Origin of the sequence: Ensifer sp. NPDC090286 (assembly GCF_044769565.1) — a bacterium.
In the GTDB taxonomy this organism is placed as follows: domain Bacteria; phylum Pseudomonadota; class Alphaproteobacteria; order Rhizobiales; family Rhizobiaceae; genus Ensifer.
In genome coordinates this window covers 2031621-2047430 of sequence record NZ_JBIVYF010000001.1, presented here as the reverse complement: position 1 = coordinate 2047430, position 15810 = coordinate 2031621, and the positions used below count along the sequence as shown (strand labels likewise).

The following is a 15810-nucleotide window of genomic DNA, read 5'->3' as shown; positions in this document are numbered from 1 at the left end:
AGACGACCACGTTGATAGGCTGGGTGTGGAAGTGCGGCAACGCATGAAGCTTACCAGTACTAATCGTTCGATTGGCTTGATCGTTCCCATTGCTTATGCTCATCGAAGCGCCTTCGGCGCTGCGATGATGCTATATACGTCCTCACGCTGTCGGCCTTTGGCCTTCGCTGCGGACGGCGCGCCGGATACCGGCGGCTCGGCTTTGCCGGCTGCTGGAAATATCCGGATAAGACGTAAGACGTGTTCAAAACAAATGAAGTGAAAACTTCAACCAGCTTCTCAATCCGGTTTGAGCCCGCAAGCTCAAATCTTGCGCTTTGCCGACCTGGTGGTTCTGGCGGGGTGGCTGCACCCGTTCCCATTCCGAACACGGCCGTGAAACGCCCCAGCGCCGATGGTACTTCGTCTTAAGACGCGGGAGAGTAGGTCGCTGCCAGGTCTGCAAATCGCAAGATAAAACGCCGCTCCCCTTCGAGGCATAGCCGAGAAGGATAAGGTAGCGGCGAAAAAAACCGGAAATCTTCTCGACACACTCTTCGGCCCTGCCGAAACACAAGGGCCGCCAACAAGCGGCCTTTTTGATTCTGTAATGTCGAATAAGCAGTGCGTCCCTTACACGAGACAAATCCTCACGGATTTGCTCGGCAGAGACCATAAATCCCTTCGGGATTTACGTTACCGCGATAAACCGCTGAAGCGGTTTACGCTTGGCGCGGGGTGGAGCAGCCCGGTAGCTCGTCAGGCTCATAACCTGAAGGCCGCAGGTTCAAATCCTGCCCCCGCAACCAAATCAAAAAAGCCCGCTCGGAGAAATCCGGCGGGCTTTCCGCGTTCTAACGGTACCGCGACAAAGGACAAGACAGGCCATGGCAACCGCGAGCCGAAGGCGCCGAGCCTGAAGGGGAGGGCGCCGTAATACGATGCGTCCGCTTCCGCCGAGAATGACGTCGCGCAAGCATCGAGGTCAGGCGCGAGGCCTGAACGCCCCCGAGCAACCGATCCGTTACGCCGCCAACGCGGACACATAGCGACCCGACGCGCAGCGCATAGGCTTGGTCCCCTCATCGGAGGAGGGGCAGGACCTTCGTCGCAGTGTTCGGGAAGCAGAAGCATTGATCGACGCGCTCAAATCGGGCGCATTGTCGGGTTCGCTTCGGAGATGGGTGAGGCAGCTGCGTGGTCTGCCTCGATGATTGGCATTACCCGTTTATTAACGTATGCAATCGATAGTTGCTTTCATTCTTGATTCCCGCGATAGCATGAGGCTGTGCGCACCCATTTGGCAGGCCGGTGCAGGAGCACGGCCTTCGCCGCGGAGATCCACCCGTGACCACCATATCGCCAACGAGCAATGTCGCCTTGGAAATCCTCAGGCGGACAGCCACCGAGGCCGAGGAGAAAGCTGGTTCTGCCGACAGCGCGAACAGCATCCTCAAGGCCGCGAATGGCGTTTCAGCGGAGCCTGGCCGAGCAACGACGCAGGCGCAGGGTGCAATCAACAACAGCATGCTGGAACTGAAGGCGAGGGCCGACGCTTTTGTCGGGATGGCGCTGGAACTGGTGAACTCCGACCGCTTCAAATCCAGCGACCCGAATGTCAAGGCGACACTGAAGGCGATCCTCAACGAGCAGGGCGAGGTTTTCGCAGGCCGGGTCGAAGCGGAACTGCTCAACGATCCGGACCTGAAGCAGGAAGAGGCCATCGCCAATGCGTTGACGGCGACCGTGCGCGGCAATCGCAGCCGGTTTGCCGAATCCGAAATCGTGCTTGGCTATGATCTGAAGATCGCAGCGGACCAGTTGCACTACGTAGCCGATGCCGATGGCCATAGCACTGGCGGCTTCCTGGCGGATGCGCGGGAAGAAGCGCGGATCGGTTTGGGCATCGCGCGCGAGGCGCGGTTCAATGCGAAGGGTGACGCTGCGCTGGCGGAGGCTCTGAAGGTGGAAGAGGCGGCCGAGCGCATTTACCGGCGAACGCAACAGTCAGTGAATGATTGGAACGGCTACTGGACGAAGAAATTCGGCTGGCCGGAGGGCCCGGTGACGGCGCGATAATGGATCGCCGCGCGACGGACGGGCGGGCCGTTTGGGCAAGCCGCTCTGCGCTCAAGTCGGGAACGCGTCTTAACGGCTTGTCTTCGGGTAGCTTGTTCGCCGCATCAACGATGCCCGTGTCTTGCAGAAAATATCGATCCGGCGCACAGGTCTGACCTGCGCGCATTCGACGCGCTAAAGGATTGCCAAGCGCGTCGCAGCGGTCAGCTTTGCCCCTGGCGCTCTAGATGTTGCTCCTCCGTCTGCCGCGATCGCAAAACCGTTGCGCGCTTTTCGCCGACTGGCCTAGCTTTCCGCGCCGGTCTCTCGTTCGAAGAGATCCTGGCTTGCCAGTTCTCCGTGATCGCGGCCGGAAAGCCATGCCCGCGTCTCATCCAGAATTTCCGTCGACAGGTCAGGGTCGTCGGTCATACGCGCCAAGATAAGCGCGCCGATCATGGCTGCAGAACTGCCGATCGCCGCGCGGCGCTTCTCATGCTCATCCGTCCCGGGCGCGACCTTGCCGAACCGGGCAAACTGGCGCTTCAAGGCGCCCGTCATCTCCGACCGTGCAGCCCCCGGTTGGCGGCTCACCTCCGATGCGAGGGCCGCAAGCGGGCAGCCGTGGCCAAAGTCGTCCCGATGCTCCGGCGTGAGGTAACGTCGGGCGACGGATGCCAGGTCCATCGCTAGCGGCTCGGTTTCTCCCTGCAGCCCGGCCAACGTCTGCGCGATCAGATCCTCCTTCGACTTGAAGTAGCCGTAGAAGCCGCCATGGGTGAGGCCCGCCGCCTTCATGACATCGGTAACGGTGACGGCCTCAAAGCCTCGCTCCCGGAACAGCTGTCCGGCCGCCTCCAGGATCGTCTTCTTGTTTTCTTCGACCTGCTTCCGGCTCACGCGCATCATCGCCTCCTGAAATTTCGATTGACATTATACATGATAGCTATCATATATCCAAATACATGATTATCATCATGAATAATTCCAAGGAGCACAATCGATGAGCAGCAAGCCAGCAGTCCTTGTAACCGGTGCCTCCACCGGTATTGGTGCCGTCTATGCGGAGCGCTTTGCCCGTCGCGGTCACGATCTCGTTCTGGTCGCGCGCAATGCGGCGCGGCTCGACGCGCTCGCCGAGCGCCTGAAGAACGAAACCGGCGTGGCGGTGGATGTGGTGCCGGCGGACCTGACCGACGAGCAGGATCTCGCCATGATCGAACAAAGGTTACGCGACGACCGCAGCATCGGCGTGCTGGTCAACAATGCGGGAACGTCCATTCCGCGCGGCTTTCTGCAACAGCAGAACGAAGACATCGCAAAGCTGATCGCGCTCAACGTCACGGCCGTCACCCGGCTGGCGCATGCGGCAGCACCGGGTTTTGCGGAGAGGGGCGAGGGGGCGATCATCAACATCGCGTCGGTCGTCGGGCTTGCGCCGGAGATGGGAGCAACCGTCTACGGTGCGACCAAGGCCTTCGTGCTGTTCCTCTCCCAAGGCTTGAACGTCGAGCTCGCCACCAAAGGGGTCTACGTTCAGGCGGTGCTGCCCGCAGCGACACGCACCGAGATCTGGGATCATGCCGGCGTCGATGTTGACACGCTTTCAGGCGTAATGGAGGTCGGCGATCTCGTCGATGCGGCGCTGATCGGCTACGACCGGCGCGAACTGGTGACCATCCCGCCGCTTCCCGATGCCGATCAGTGGAACACGCTCGATACGGCACGGCAGGCAATGCTGCCCAATTTTGCACAGTCGTTGCCGGCCGAGCGCTATCGGCCCGCGGCCTGACCGGTCCAGGTAGGGGCGGGCGTTCGACGTCCGCTCGGAACCCCGCGTCTGTTGGGATGTTCGATGCCCGGACCTTTTCCGCTTGGGCGCAGCGGTCGCATCGTCTCTATGGTTTGTCCCAAAGGCGTTTGCCAAGCGCCCTTGGGCTGCTTAGAGATTGAGGATCAAAGATTTCGCAAGGTCGGCTGCGCCGCACCTTTGCGAAAATCCTTCCTCGAAACGATGTTGATGGTGCGAGCCGATGAAAAGATTCAATCTGGGACCAACCGACCTTTCCGTTTCTTCTGCCGTTCTCGGCCTGATGCGGATTGTCGATCTCAGCGATGACGCCATAAACCGGCTCTATGGCAAGGCAAGGGGCGTCGGGATCAACGTCTTCGACCATGCCGATATCTATGGTGGCGAGCTGCATGCCTGCGAGCGCCGTTTCGGCGATGCGTTGCGGCTGAAGCCGGCCGAGCGCGAGCAGATCGTCATCCAGAGCAAATGCGGGATCCGCCGCGGCTATTTCGATTTCTCCAAAGAGCACATCCTGCAGTCGGTCGATCGATCGCTGGCGGCGCTGAAGACCGACTATCTCGACCTTCTCTTGCTGCATCGCCCGGACGCGCTGGTGGAGCCGGAGGAGGTGGCGGAGGCCTTCGACACATTGCAGGCGGCCGGCAAGGTCCGGCATTTCGGCGTCTCCAACCACACGCCGCGACAGATCGATCTCTTGAAAACGGCGGTGCGCCAGCCGCTCGTCGCCAACCAGATCCAGCTCAGCATTGCCCATGCGCCCTCGGTCGCTTTCGGGATTGCCGCCAATATGGCAGGTCTCGAGCAATCGATCGATCGCGATGGCGAAGTGGTCGTCTACTCGCGCATCAACAGCATGACGCTGCAGGCCTGGTCGCCGTTCCAGCAGGGGGTCTTCGGCGGTGTCTTCGTTGGCGACGAAAAGAACTTTCCGGAGCTCAACCGGGTGCTCGACGAGCTCGCCGCCAAGTACGGTGTTTCGCCATCGGCCATCGCCTATGCCTGGATCGCCCGCCATCCGGCCAACATTCAGGTGGTGCTTGGAACGACGAGCCCCGAGCGGCTGGCCGATATCGCGCCCGGCGCTGACATCACGCTATCGCGAGAGGACTGGTATCGTCTCTTTACCGCGGCGGGACATGTGCTGCCCTGACGCAATCCTGATCGCCACGCAAAAGGCCCGCTCGGATCCGAGCGGGCCTTTTGCGTTTTTGTGACTGATGCCGCTCGATCAGCTGCGCGGCTTCAGGTTTTCCGGGTCGTAGAGCGGCTTGTAGCCGATGCCGACGACTTCGACCGGATAGGTCTCGGCGAAGTATTCGACGTTGAGCTTCCGGCCGACCTGGCAATGGGACCAGGGCAGGTAGGCAAGCGCGATGTTCTTGCCGACCGTCGGGCCGAAGGCGATCGAGGTGGTGTAGGAACGGCGGCCAAGCTCGTCGATGAGAACCTTGCCGGTTTCCGGATCGATGACCGGCAGCGTGCCGACCGGATAGCGCTTGACGCCGTTCCGGTCGGTGTTTTCCGTCAGGACAAGCGTGCAGAGCATGGCCGGCTGGTGGTCGCGCGCCTTGTATTCCAGGTGCTTGGCCTTGCCGCGGAAGTCGACGTCCTTGACCTTCGGACGGGCAAGGTCGGCCTCGATCAGGTTGTACTGGGTGAGCAGATCGGCGTTCTGCAGGCGCAGGCTCTTTTCCATGCGGCGCGAGTTCGCATAGGTTTCGACGCCGAAGGCCATGACGCCGGTCGAGCGCAGCGCGTCCCAGACGGCGAGACCGTCGTCGTACTTCATGTGCAGTTCCCAGCCCTGCTCGCCGACATAGGAGATGCGGAAGGCGGTCACATGTTTGCCGGCGATCTCGATCGGCTTGATTGCGGCGAAGGCGAAGTTCTCGATGTCGAGGCCTGCCGGATCGGCAACCACCTTCTTCAGGTTCTCGCGGGCATTGGGACCCCAGATACCGATGGTGATGAACTTCTCCGAGACATCGGTGATGGTGACGTCGAGGCCACGGTCCTCGGCGACACGGCGCATGTACTGGAAGTCGCGCGGGCCGGCGTCAGCGCCGTTCACGAGACGGCCGCGGTCAGCCATGCGGAAGACGGTGAAGTCCGCCCGCACCATGCCCTCGTCATCGAGGAAGTGGGTGTAGATGCCCTTGCCGATGTTGGCGTCGCCGCCGATTTTGGCGGCACACAGCCATTCCAGCAGCTCCACGTGGTCAGGACCTTCGATGTCGACCATGTGGAAGTGCGAGAGATTGACGATGCCACAATCCTCGCTCATCGCCAGATGTTCGGCGTTGGAAACGCGCCAGAAATGGCGGCTGTCCCACTCGTTTTCGCGCACCGGTACGCGATCGCCGTATTTCTCGAGCAGATGCTCGTTGGCGGCGTAGCCATGGGCGCGTTCCCAGCCGCCGAGTTCCATGAAGTAGCCGCCGAGCTCTTTTTCGCGCTCGTAGAAGGGCGAGCGCTTGACGTTGCGGCCGCTGGCATAGGGCTCGCGGGTGTGTACGGCGGGATAGTAGATTTTCTGCGCCGCCTCGAAGCAGCGACCCTCGATGAACTTCTCTTCGAGCTGGTGCGGATAGAAGCGGGAGTAGTCGATCGAGGCGTGGTCGATCTCGGTGCGGCCGTCGGTCATCCAGTCGGCGATCAGCTTGCCGTAGCCGGGACCGTCCTTCACCCAGATGGCAACGCAATACCAGAGGCCGCGCACCTTCTGGCTCTCACCGCAAGAGGGACCGCCGGCGGCCGATACCTGAAGCAGGCCATTGAAGGAATGGCTCTCGTTATAGCCGAGTTCGCCGAGGATCGGCGTTAGCTCCATGGCGCGCTCAAGCGGCTCGATGATCTGTTCCATCTCAAGGTCACGCTGCGACGGCGACAGGCGTGCCTCGTGCTTTTCAAGGGTGTTGCGCGGATGGCAGAGGCGGGGATTGGTGGTTTCGTAGTAGCCCCACTCGATCTGGCCACCTTCGGTGGTCTTCGGGTCGCCGGTGTCGCGCATATAGGCGGAGTTGCCCTGGTCGCGCAGAAGCGGGAAGCCGATTTCCTTGCCGGTGCCTTCGAATTCGTTGTACGGGCCGAAGAAGGTGAGGGGGTGGTCGACCGGCATGACCGGCAGATCCTCGCCGACCATTTCGGCGATCAGACGACCCCAGATGCCGGCGCAGACGATGACGTGGTCGGCCATGATCGTGCCGCGATGGGTGACCACACCCTTGATGCGGCCGTTTTCGACGATCAGCGACTTTGCCGGCGTGTTGCCGAAGACCTGCAGCTTGCCCGACTTTTCCGCGGCATCGACGAGCTTGCCGGCAACCGTCTGCGAGCGCGGAATGACGAGGCCGGCATCCGGATCGAACATGCCGCCCATGACCTGATCTTCCTCGATCAGCGGGAACATTGCCTTGATTTCAGCCGGCGAAACATAATGGGCGCGGGTACCGAAGGCCTTGGCGGAGGAAAGCTTGCGCTTGATCTCTTCCATCCAGACATCGTCACCGGTGCGGGCCACTTCCAGGCCGCCGATGCGGGCGTAGTGGCCCATCTTCTCGAAGAAATCGATCGAATACTGCGTCGTCCAGACCGAGAGATAATCGTGGCTGGTGGTGTAGCAGAAGTCCGAGGCGTGTGCGGTCGAGCCGATATCGGTCGGCACGCCCGACTTGTCGATGCCGACGATGTCGTCCCAGCCGCGCTCGATCAGGTGATGCGCGATCGAGGCGCCGACGATGCCCCCCAGCCCGATGATTACGACTTTCGCCTTTTGCGGAAACTCTGCCATTGATTGCGACCCTGGTTGGATTGGATGCCGGATTTTAGGGCCTGATCCGCCCCGACCAGAGCCTGTCTACGACATTCTCATCAAACTGCACGACCAGAGCCGAGCATTTTGCGGATCGCGGAACGAGAGCTGTCGAGACGGTCATGCCACTGATTTCGTGAGAAAAAGCGCCCCTCCGCGCCAATCTGATTTCATCTAGCATATCGCAAATGGCGACGCATCCGAATGCGTCATCGCCGTTGCCCTGTTTCTCCGCAGACCGCGCCGTTCGCCGTGAAAGATAATCCTATCGGGCAAGATTGACAGCGATGCCTGATCTTAATAAGTTCGGTAACAGAACGAATTAAAAGAGGTCCCCGTGAACGACAGCTTGCGCATCTCCCGGAAGTTCTCCCAGCGCTCCGTCATGGAGGCGATCGTCCAGGGCGGGCCGATTTCGCGTGCGTCGATCTCGAAGCAGACCGGCCTTTCCAAGCAGACCATTTCCGAGATCGTCCGCGGCCTGGAGGAAGAGGGCTGGGTGCAGGAGACGGGGCGCACCAGCGGTCATGTCGGGCGCACGGCCGTCACCTACGAACTGGTGTGCGATGCCGCCTTCATCATCGCCGTCGACCTCGGCGGCACGAAGGTGCGCGTGGCGATCACCGATCTCGCCTGCCAGATCTTTGCCGAAGACACGGCGCCGACCGATCCGCGTGGCGGCCGCTTCGTCGTCGAGCAGATCGCCGCGATGGCCTTTGAGGCGGCCGACCGGCAGAAGATTGCTCGCGAGAAGATCCGGCTTGCGGTGGTCGGTGTTCCCGGCGCGCCCTGCAGCGAGACCGGCCGCGTGCTGCTCGCACCGAACATCGCCGGCTTCGACACCATGGACGTCGTCGGCGCTTTCGGAGAGGTGCTCGGCTTCGGCGCCATGCTCGAGAACGACGTCAACCTTGCGGTTCTCGGCGAGAACTGGCTTGGCCAGGGGCAGGGGATCGACAACCTCGCCTATGTGGCGCTGGGCACCGGTGTCGGCAGCGGCCTGATGGTCGGCGGCCACCTGGTGCGCGGCGTCAGCAATGCCGCCGGCGAGATGGGTTTTCTGCCGCTCGGCGCCGATCCGTTCGAGGCGGAATCGCTGCGCACCGGCGCCTTCGAGCGGGCTGTCGCCTCGCATGGCATGGCGGAGCGCTACGCGGCACTTTCGGGCAACACGGTCACCGTGCCCACCATCTTTGCCAAGGCGGAAGCCGGCGATGCGGCAGCGCTGACCGTGCTGGACGACACGGCGCGGTATCTGGCCGCCGGTGTTGCGGCGATTGCGGCGATCGCCAACCCGCAGAAGGTCATTCTCGGTGGGTCGATCGGGCTGCGTCCGGAAATGCTTTCGCGGGTGAAGGCCTTCCTGCCGCAGTGCTTCCCTTATCCGGTCAATGTCGAGACCGGTGAACTCGGCGCGCGCGCCGCAATCATCGGGGCGGCGGCGATCGGGCTCGGTCAGTTGCATAATACACTCTTCGGGGTCGATGCACCCGACGGTCGGATTTCGCTGCCACGGGCAAACGTCAACGCGCTTCGGGAGGCGATGTGATGACGATGAATGACGGTCTGGTCGAACGTTTGCGCGCGGTGCTTGACCGCGACGCGGCGATCGATCTTTTTCGTGGCGCGATCGGGCGTGAGAGCATTACCGGCAACGAGGCGAATTTCGTCGCCTTTCTGGCCGAAACGATGCAGCGCCTTGACCTTGAAGGCTTGAAAACGGCGGAATTCCTGCCGGGTCGGCCGAACGTCTGGGCGGAGCGCAAGGGCCGTGGCAAGGGGCCACGCCTATTGTTCATCGGCCATACGGATACGGTGCATGTCGACGGCTGGCGCGAACATTGGGTCGGTACCGAGCGCGAGGATCCCTTCGCCGCACCGATCATCGACGGCGCGGTCTGGGGCCGTGGTTCGGGTGATCTGAAGGCCGGCATCTGCGCGTCGCTGGCGGCGCTGTCGCTGCTCGACAAGGCTGGCGTGGATCTCGTCGGCGATGTGGCCTTTGCCTTCATCGGTGACGAGGAAAGCGGCCAGCCGGGCACCGGCGTGTCGGCCGGCATCAAGGATCTGGTCGGCCGGATCGAGGCGGGTGAGATCGCGCGGCCGGATTTCGTCGTCTATGTCGAACCGACCCGGCTTTCGGTCTATCCGGCGCAGATCGGCTTTTTCATCACCGACATCACGATTACAGGAAAGTCGGCCTATTTCGGCGTGCCTGAGCTTGGGAAGGACGCGCTCCGCGCCAGCCATGCGGCGATGTCGGCACTCTGGAAACACTCCGATGAGGTTGCCGCGCGCGCCGAGCACAAGCTGATCGGCCGCAGTTTTCTGCTGATCACCGGCCTTGCCGGCGGCGGCTACATTGCCGTGCCCGAGCGCTGCACCTTGTCGCTGATCCGCAAGCTCCTGCCGGGGGAATCGCTGGACACGGCGGCAGCCGAGATCGAGGTTGCGGTGCGCTCGGCGATCACCGATCCGGAAATCACGGTCGAGTTTTCCTATCCGGCCGGCCGCGACCACGCGCTTGGTGGCACGGCGGCTGAAATCGACGAAACGGCTGGCGAAGTCGGTGCGCTGTCGACCGCCATGGCGGAAGCCATGGCCGGACGCGGGGTGATCGAAGGTGCCCCCTTCTGGTCGGAATCGCCGTTCTTCGTCAATCGCTTGGGCGTGCCTGCCGTCTATTGCGCGCCGGGCGACATCCGCAATTGCCATACCTACGAGGAGCGGGTCGAGGTGGAGGAATACCTCGCCGGGATCGTCGGATTTGCCGCCTTCATGGCGCGCTACTGCGGCGTCATGGACTGAACTGCCAAACAAGAGGGAGAACGAAAATGATCTTGAAGAAATTGATGGCTGCTGCGCTCGTCAGCGGTTTCGTGCTTGCCGCCAATGCCGCATCCGCCCAGACGGTCGGTCCGTCCGGGGAGACCGCGACGCCGAGTGCCGATGTCGCCTTGACTGATGCCGATATCGGCGCGCTCAAGGGCAAAGGCTACAAGGCAGCGCTGCTGTGGCACACCTCGTCCGATTTCACCAATGCGGTTTCGGCCGGTGCCAAGGACGAGTTTGCCCGCGCCGGCGTCGAGATCGCAGTGACGACGGATGCCGGCTTCGACGCCGCCCGCCAGCGCAGCGATATCGAGACCGCGCTTGCCGCCAAGCCGAACGTCATCCTGGCGCTGCCGCTCGATCCGGTCACCTCGGCCGAAGCCTTCCGCCAGGCCGTCACCGATGGCAGCAAACTGGTGTTCCTTTCCAACCTGCCAAGCGGCTACAAGCAGGGCACGGACTATGCCTCGATCGTCACCGACGATCTCTTCCAGATGGGCAAGCAGGCGGCCGATGCGCTGGCCAAGGCGATCGGCGGCAAGGGCAAGGTCGGCTACATCTTCCATGACGCCAGCTACTATGTGACGAACCAGCGCGACCAGGCGTTCAAGTCGACGATCGAGAAGGACTATCCGGATATCAAGATCGTTGCCGAGCAGGGCATCTCCGACCCGGCACGTGCCGAGGAACTGGCAAGCGCGATGCTGCTGCAGAATCCTGATCTCGACGGCATCTACGTGACCTGGGCCGAGCCCGCCGACGGCGTGCTCTCCGCCCTGCGCTCGAGCGGCAATACCAAAACCAAGATCGTCACGCTCGATCTTGCCGAACCGGTGGCACTCGACATGGTCAAGGGCGGCAACGTCACCGCGCTCGTCGCCGACAAGGCCTATGAGCTTGGACGCGCCATGGCTGCGACCGGTCTGAAGTCGCTGCTCGGGCAGCAGACGCCGGCCTTCGTCGTTGCCCCGGCTTTGACCGTAACCAAGGAAAACGTCGCGGACGGCTGGAAGCAGTCGCTCAACCGCGATGCGCCGCAGTCGGTGCTCGACGCGGCCAAGTAATCAGGCAGCGAAGTCATGCGATGGCCGCCGGGAGAGAGGACGTTTCCGGCGGCACCATCCCAAAGGGAGGCAGAGATGCACAGGGCAGTGAGACATTTCGCGTTGCTGGCGACGGTATTTGCCGCAACATCCGGCTTTGCCGCTGACGGCAAGACCACAGGGCCGCATGGCGAGGCGCCGACGCCCGCGAGCAGCCTGACGCTGACGGCGGAGCAGGAACAACAGATCAAGGACGGCAAATTTACCGCAGCGCTCGTCTGGCACGAGATGAGCGAATACACCAATGCGGTCAATAGCGGCGCCCAGGACGAGTTCAAGCGCCTCGGCGTCGAGGTGGTCGCACAGACCGATGCCGGCTTCGATGCCGCCCGCCAGAAGGCGGATGTCGAGACGGTGCTTGCCAAGAAGCCCTCGATCATCCTGTCGCTGCCGGTCGATCCGGCAACGGCTGCCGTGGTCTACGATCCGGCGCGCACCGCCGGCGTGAAGCTCGCCTTCGTCGACAATTCGCCGGCCGGTTACGAACACGGCAAGGACTATGTGACGATCGTCTCGGACGACCTGTTCCAGATGGGCAACAAGGCGGCCATGGCCATGGCGGATGCCCTCGGCGGCAAGGGCAAGCTCGGCTACATCTACCACGACGCTGATTTCTACGTGACCAACCAGCGCGACGGCGCCTTCAAGTCGACGATCGAGCAGGACTATCCTGACATGAAGATCGTTGCCGAGGCCGGCATGGCCGATCCCGCCCGCAGCGAGGAAATCGCGCAAGGCATGATCACCCAGAACCCGGATCTCGACGGCATCTATGTCACCTGGGCGGAGCCGGCGTTGAGCGTGCTTTCGACACTGCGCGGAGCGGGCAACACCCACACCAAGATCGTGACGCTCGACCTCAACGAACCGGCAGCGCTGGATATGGTCAAGGGCGGCAACATCGCAGCGCTCGTCGCCGACGAAGCCTACAATATCGGCGTCACCGCAGCGCGTGCCGCGGCCGGCTCGCTGGTCGGCCAGAAGGCCGAGCCCTTCCTGGTGGTCAACTCGCTTGCCGTCACCAAGGCGACGGTCGCCTACGGCTGGAAGAAGTCTCTGAACAGGGACGTACCCGCGACGATCGCGGATGCGATGAAGTGATGAAATGATGCCCGCTGCATGTGGGAAACATGCAGCTTCTCATAGTGCTACGGCGACCTTCGCGCGTCTGACCGGACGTGCGGCGCCGTAGTGCAGGGGGAGCATTCCCCCTGCCTTCGGAGGAAGAATAATGTCCAGTGCCCATTCCAGCGCGAGCGGCCAGCCGGCAAGCCTCGTCAGCCGCCTCAACCTGCAGCAATACGTCGTCTATCTCGGCTTCCTGGCGATCTTTCTGTTCTTCGCCATCGTCTTGAAGGACAGCGGTTTTCTGACGGTTCGCAACCTGTCGAACATCATGCTGCAGACGGCGCCGGTGACGATCATGGCGATCGGCCTCGTCTTCGTCATGTCGGCCGGCGAGATCGATCTGTCGATCGGCTCGACGGTCGCCGTCTCGGCGCTGGCGGCGGCGGTAACGGTCAATGAGTATGGCCTGGTTGCAGGCGTTGTCGCCGGCATCGGCGCCGGCGTGCTGATCGGGCTTCTGAACGGCGTGCTCGTCGCCTATGTCAAGCTGCCGTCGTTCCTGGTGACGCTTGCGACGCTCGGGCTCTTTGCCGGTGTTTCGCGCTCGATGACGAACCTGCGCTCGATCCCGGTCACCGACAGCACCTTTACCGGTTTCTTCGGCTCGGGCTCGTTTCTCGGGGTGCCGTCGTTGATCTGGTGGACCATCGTTGCCGTCGTCTGCGGTCACGTCATCTACCGCGAGACCCGCTTCGGCGCCCATGTGCTGGCGACCGGCGACAACAGCCGGGCGGCGAGTGTTTCCGGCATCAGCGTGCCGCGCATTCGGCTCGCCGTCCTGATGATTAGCGGCGGTCTCGCGGGGCTTGCAGGCCTGCTATATGCCGGCCGCCTGCAAGCCGCCAAGTACACGCTCGGCGAGACCGACCTGATGACGGTGATTGCCGCCGTCATCGTTGGCGGCACGCTGCTCAACGGCGGCAAGGGCACGATCGTCGGCGCGCTCGTCGGCTCGCTGATGATGGGCATGCTCAACAACGGCCTGATCCTGATGGGCCTTTCCGTTTCCGACCAGATGATCGTTCGCGGTCTCATCATCCTCGCTGCGGTCGCCGTGTCGCTGCGCGAAAAGTCCCGCTGAAGGAGGATTTCATGTTTCTCGACGTTCTGCGCCGCCGCAACCCGGCCTTCATCGAAGCGGCAATGGCCCTGCACCAGCAGGGCAAGATCCCGGCCAACGCCTATGTGCTCGACCTCGACACGGTCGAGGCCAATGCGGCGATCATGAGCAACGAGGCCCGTCGCCTGGGCCTGAAGACCTTTGCCATGACCAAGCAGGTTGGCCGCTCCAGCTCGTTCTGTGATGCCGTCCAGCGCGGCGGCATCGACCGTTCGGTTGCCGTCGACATGGCCTGCGCCCGCGCCACCCACAGGGCCGGCCTGAAGGTCGGCCATCTCGGCCACCTGCAGCAGGTCGCCCGTCACGAGGCTGCGGCCGCGGCGAAGACCTTCCGGCCGGACTACTGGACGGTCTTCAACGCCGAGAAGGCAGCAGAAGCGGCAGCCGGCGCGCATGCCGCCGGCTATCGGCAGGATCTGCTTGCCCGCATCAGGGCGGAAGGCGACACCTTCTACCGCGGCCATGAAGGCGGGTTCGATGCCAGCGACGTTGCCGCGGTCGCCGATCGGCTCGATGCGCTCGATGGCGGCCGTTTTGCCGGCATCACCACCTTTCCGGCGCTGCTCTTCGATCATGAAAGCCGCAAGGTGAAGCCGACGCACAACCTGGCCACGCTCTCGAAAGCGGCCGAGGCGCTGGCCAAGGCCGGGCGCAACGGGATCGAGGTGAACGCACCGGGCACGACCTCCAGCGTCATGCTGCCGGCCCTTGCCGAAGCGGGGGCGACGCAATGCGAGCCGGGCAACGGCCTGCATGGCACCACCGCGCTGCACGTGATGGAAGACCTGCCCGAACTGCCGGCGGTGCTCTACCTCACCGAGGTCTCCCATCTATCGGGCGGCAAGGCCTATTGCTTCGGTGGCGGCTTCTACATCGACCCGATCTTCCCGGATTACGACGTCAAGGCGATCGTATCGACTGAGCCGACCACGGCCGCATCGGCGCTTCGAAGCGTCGAAGTGCCACCGCCCTCGGCGATCGACTATTATGCGATGATCGACGCCAGTGGACCGGCTGCGCCCAAGCCCGGCGACACGGCGGTGTTCGGCTTCCGCGGCCAGGCCTTCGTCACGCGCGCCTATGTCGTCGGCGTGTCGGGCATCTCCAAGGGCGCGCCGAAGGTGGAAACGATCGAGAATGGTTTCGGCGAAACCGCAGCCTGGCCGGTATGAGGGGCGACATCATGAACGCGAACGTTAGTGCTGCAGCAGAGCCGGTCCTGAAGCTGAAGGACATCCGCAAGACCTTTGGCGGCGTCACCGCGATCGAGAACTTCTCGCTGGAGGTCCGTCCGGGCGAGATCGTCGCGCTCGTCGGCGACAACGGCGCCGGCAAGTCGACGTTGATCAAGATCATCTCCGGCGTCTACACGCCGACCTCGGGAACGATCACCATCGAGAACCAGACCGTGGCGATGTCGAACGCCACCATGGCGCGCGCCCATGGCATCGAGGTCGTCTACCAGGACCTGGCACTTGCCGACCAGCAGACGGTCTACATGAACATGTTTCTCGGCCGCGAGCCGGTAAACCGTTTCGGCCTGCTCGACCGTCGCCGGATGATTTCCGAGACGGAGACGCTGGTGAAGGAACTGGATGTCCGCATCCCCTCGGCCCATGCGACGATCCGCGACCTCTCGGGCGGGCAACGCCAGGGCGTCGCCATTGCCCGCGCCACCCATTGGGCGAGCAAGCTTATTCTTCTCGACGAACCGACGGCAGCGCTCGGCGTCGCGGAAACAGCAAAGGTCGAGGAGATCGTGGAATCGCTGAAAAGCCGCAACATCGGCGTGCTGATCATCAGCCACAGCCTCGATCAGGTCTTCAAGCTGTCGGATCGCATCTGCGTTCTGCGTCGCGGCAAGCAGATCGGCATTCGCGAGACGGCGAAGACCGACAAGAACGAGATCATCGCGATGATCACCGGGCTTCAGCAACACTGAGTCACAAGACAGCCAGCGCCGCCG

General features: G+C 62.9%; 12 protein-coding genes, 1 tRNA gene and 2 rRNA genes. 13 read left to right on the top strand and 2 right to left on the bottom strand.

What is annotated here, in order from left to right; translation table 11 throughout:
• The 4 genes from ACIQUG_RS10340 to ACIQUG_RS10325 all read left to right on the top strand — a co-directional run.
• Positions 1-84 (top strand): 23S ribosomal RNA (locus ACIQUG_RS10340); the annotation flags it as partial.
• A 240-nt stretch (positions 85-324) separates the two neighbouring features.
• A 5S ribosomal RNA gene (rrf, locus tag ACIQUG_RS10335) occupies positions 325-439 on the top strand.
• Positions 440-711: 272 nt separating this feature from the next.
• Positions 712-788, top strand: a tRNA-Met gene (locus ACIQUG_RS10330).
• Between the two features lie 538 nt (positions 789-1326).
• On the top strand, positions 1327-2058 hold the full coding sequence (locus tag ACIQUG_RS10325; protein WP_402320485.1) for a hypothetical protein: 732 nt from the start codon (positions 1327-1329) through the stop codon (positions 2056-2058).
• 285 nt (positions 2059-2343) lie between these two features.
• Here the strand turns inward: ACIQUG_RS10325 and ACIQUG_RS10320 are convergent, their stop codons facing one another.
• Positions 2344-2943, bottom strand: a complete 600-nt coding sequence (locus tag ACIQUG_RS10320; protein WP_402320482.1) for a TetR/AcrR family transcriptional regulator — start codon at positions 2941-2943, stop codon at positions 2344-2346.
• A gap of 97 nt (positions 2944-3040) precedes the next feature.
• Here ACIQUG_RS10320 and ACIQUG_RS10315 point away from each other — a divergent pair, with 97 nt between their 5' ends.
• On the top strand, positions 3041-3829 hold the full coding sequence (locus tag ACIQUG_RS10315) for an SDR family NAD(P)-dependent oxidoreductase (protein WP_402320479.1): 789 nt from the start codon (positions 3041-3043) through the stop codon (positions 3827-3829).
• 241 nt (positions 3830-4070) lie between these two features.
• A complete protein-coding gene (locus ACIQUG_RS10310; RefSeq protein ID WP_402320476.1) occupies positions 4071-5000 on the top strand; it encodes an aldo/keto reductase family oxidoreductase in 930 nt (309 codons plus the stop codon).
• A gap of 78 nt (positions 5001-5078) precedes the next feature.
• Here ACIQUG_RS10310 and ACIQUG_RS10305 read toward each other — a convergent pair whose 3' ends face one another.
• Positions 5079-7640 (bottom strand): FAD-dependent oxidoreductase, encoded by a 2562-nt coding sequence (locus tag ACIQUG_RS10305; RefSeq protein ID WP_402320473.1) that lies wholly within the window; start codon positions 7638-7640, stop codon positions 5079-5081.
• Positions 7641-7998: 358 nt separating this feature from the next.
• On the opposite strand from ACIQUG_RS10305, the gene ACIQUG_RS10300 reads away from it, so the two are divergent.
• The 7 genes from ACIQUG_RS10300 to ACIQUG_RS10270 all read left to right on the top strand — a co-directional run bounded on the left by ACIQUG_RS10300 (position 7999) and on the right by ACIQUG_RS10270 (position 15786).
• A complete protein-coding gene (locus ACIQUG_RS10300; protein ID WP_402320470.1) occupies positions 7999-9210 on the top strand; it encodes an ROK family protein in 1212 nt (403 codons plus the stop codon).
• A complete protein-coding gene (locus ACIQUG_RS10295; RefSeq protein WP_402320467.1) occupies positions 9210-10469 on the top strand; it encodes a M20 family metallopeptidase in 1260 nt (419 codons plus the stop codon). Before ACIQUG_RS10300 ends, ACIQUG_RS10295 begins: the two co-directional genes overlap by 1 nt.
• 26 nt (positions 10470-10495) lie before the next feature.
• Positions 10496-11557 (top strand): substrate-binding domain-containing protein, encoded by a 1062-nt coding sequence (locus tag ACIQUG_RS10290; protein WP_043611221.1) that lies wholly within the window; start codon positions 10496-10498, stop codon positions 11555-11557.
• Between the two features lie 75 nt (positions 11558-11632).
• Positions 11633-12697, top strand: coding sequence for a substrate-binding domain-containing protein (locus ACIQUG_RS10285; protein ID WP_402320464.1), 1065 nt, complete (start codon positions 11633-11635; stop codon positions 12695-12697).
• 130 nt (positions 12698-12827) lie between these two features.
• Positions 12828-13805, top strand: a complete 978-nt coding sequence (locus ACIQUG_RS10280; protein WP_402320462.1) for an ABC transporter permease — start codon at positions 12828-12830, stop codon at positions 13803-13805.
• An 11-nt stretch (positions 13806-13816) separates the two neighbouring features.
• On the top strand, positions 13817-15016 hold the full coding sequence (locus tag ACIQUG_RS10275) for an alanine racemase (protein WP_402320459.1): 1200 nt from the start codon (positions 13817-13819) through the stop codon (positions 15014-15016).
• Between the two features lie 11 nt (positions 15017-15027).
• Positions 15028-15786, top strand: a complete 759-nt coding sequence (locus ACIQUG_RS10270; protein ID WP_104668541.1) for an ATP-binding cassette domain-containing protein — start codon at positions 15028-15030, stop codon at positions 15784-15786.
• Positions 15787-15810: the final 24 nt, after the last annotated feature.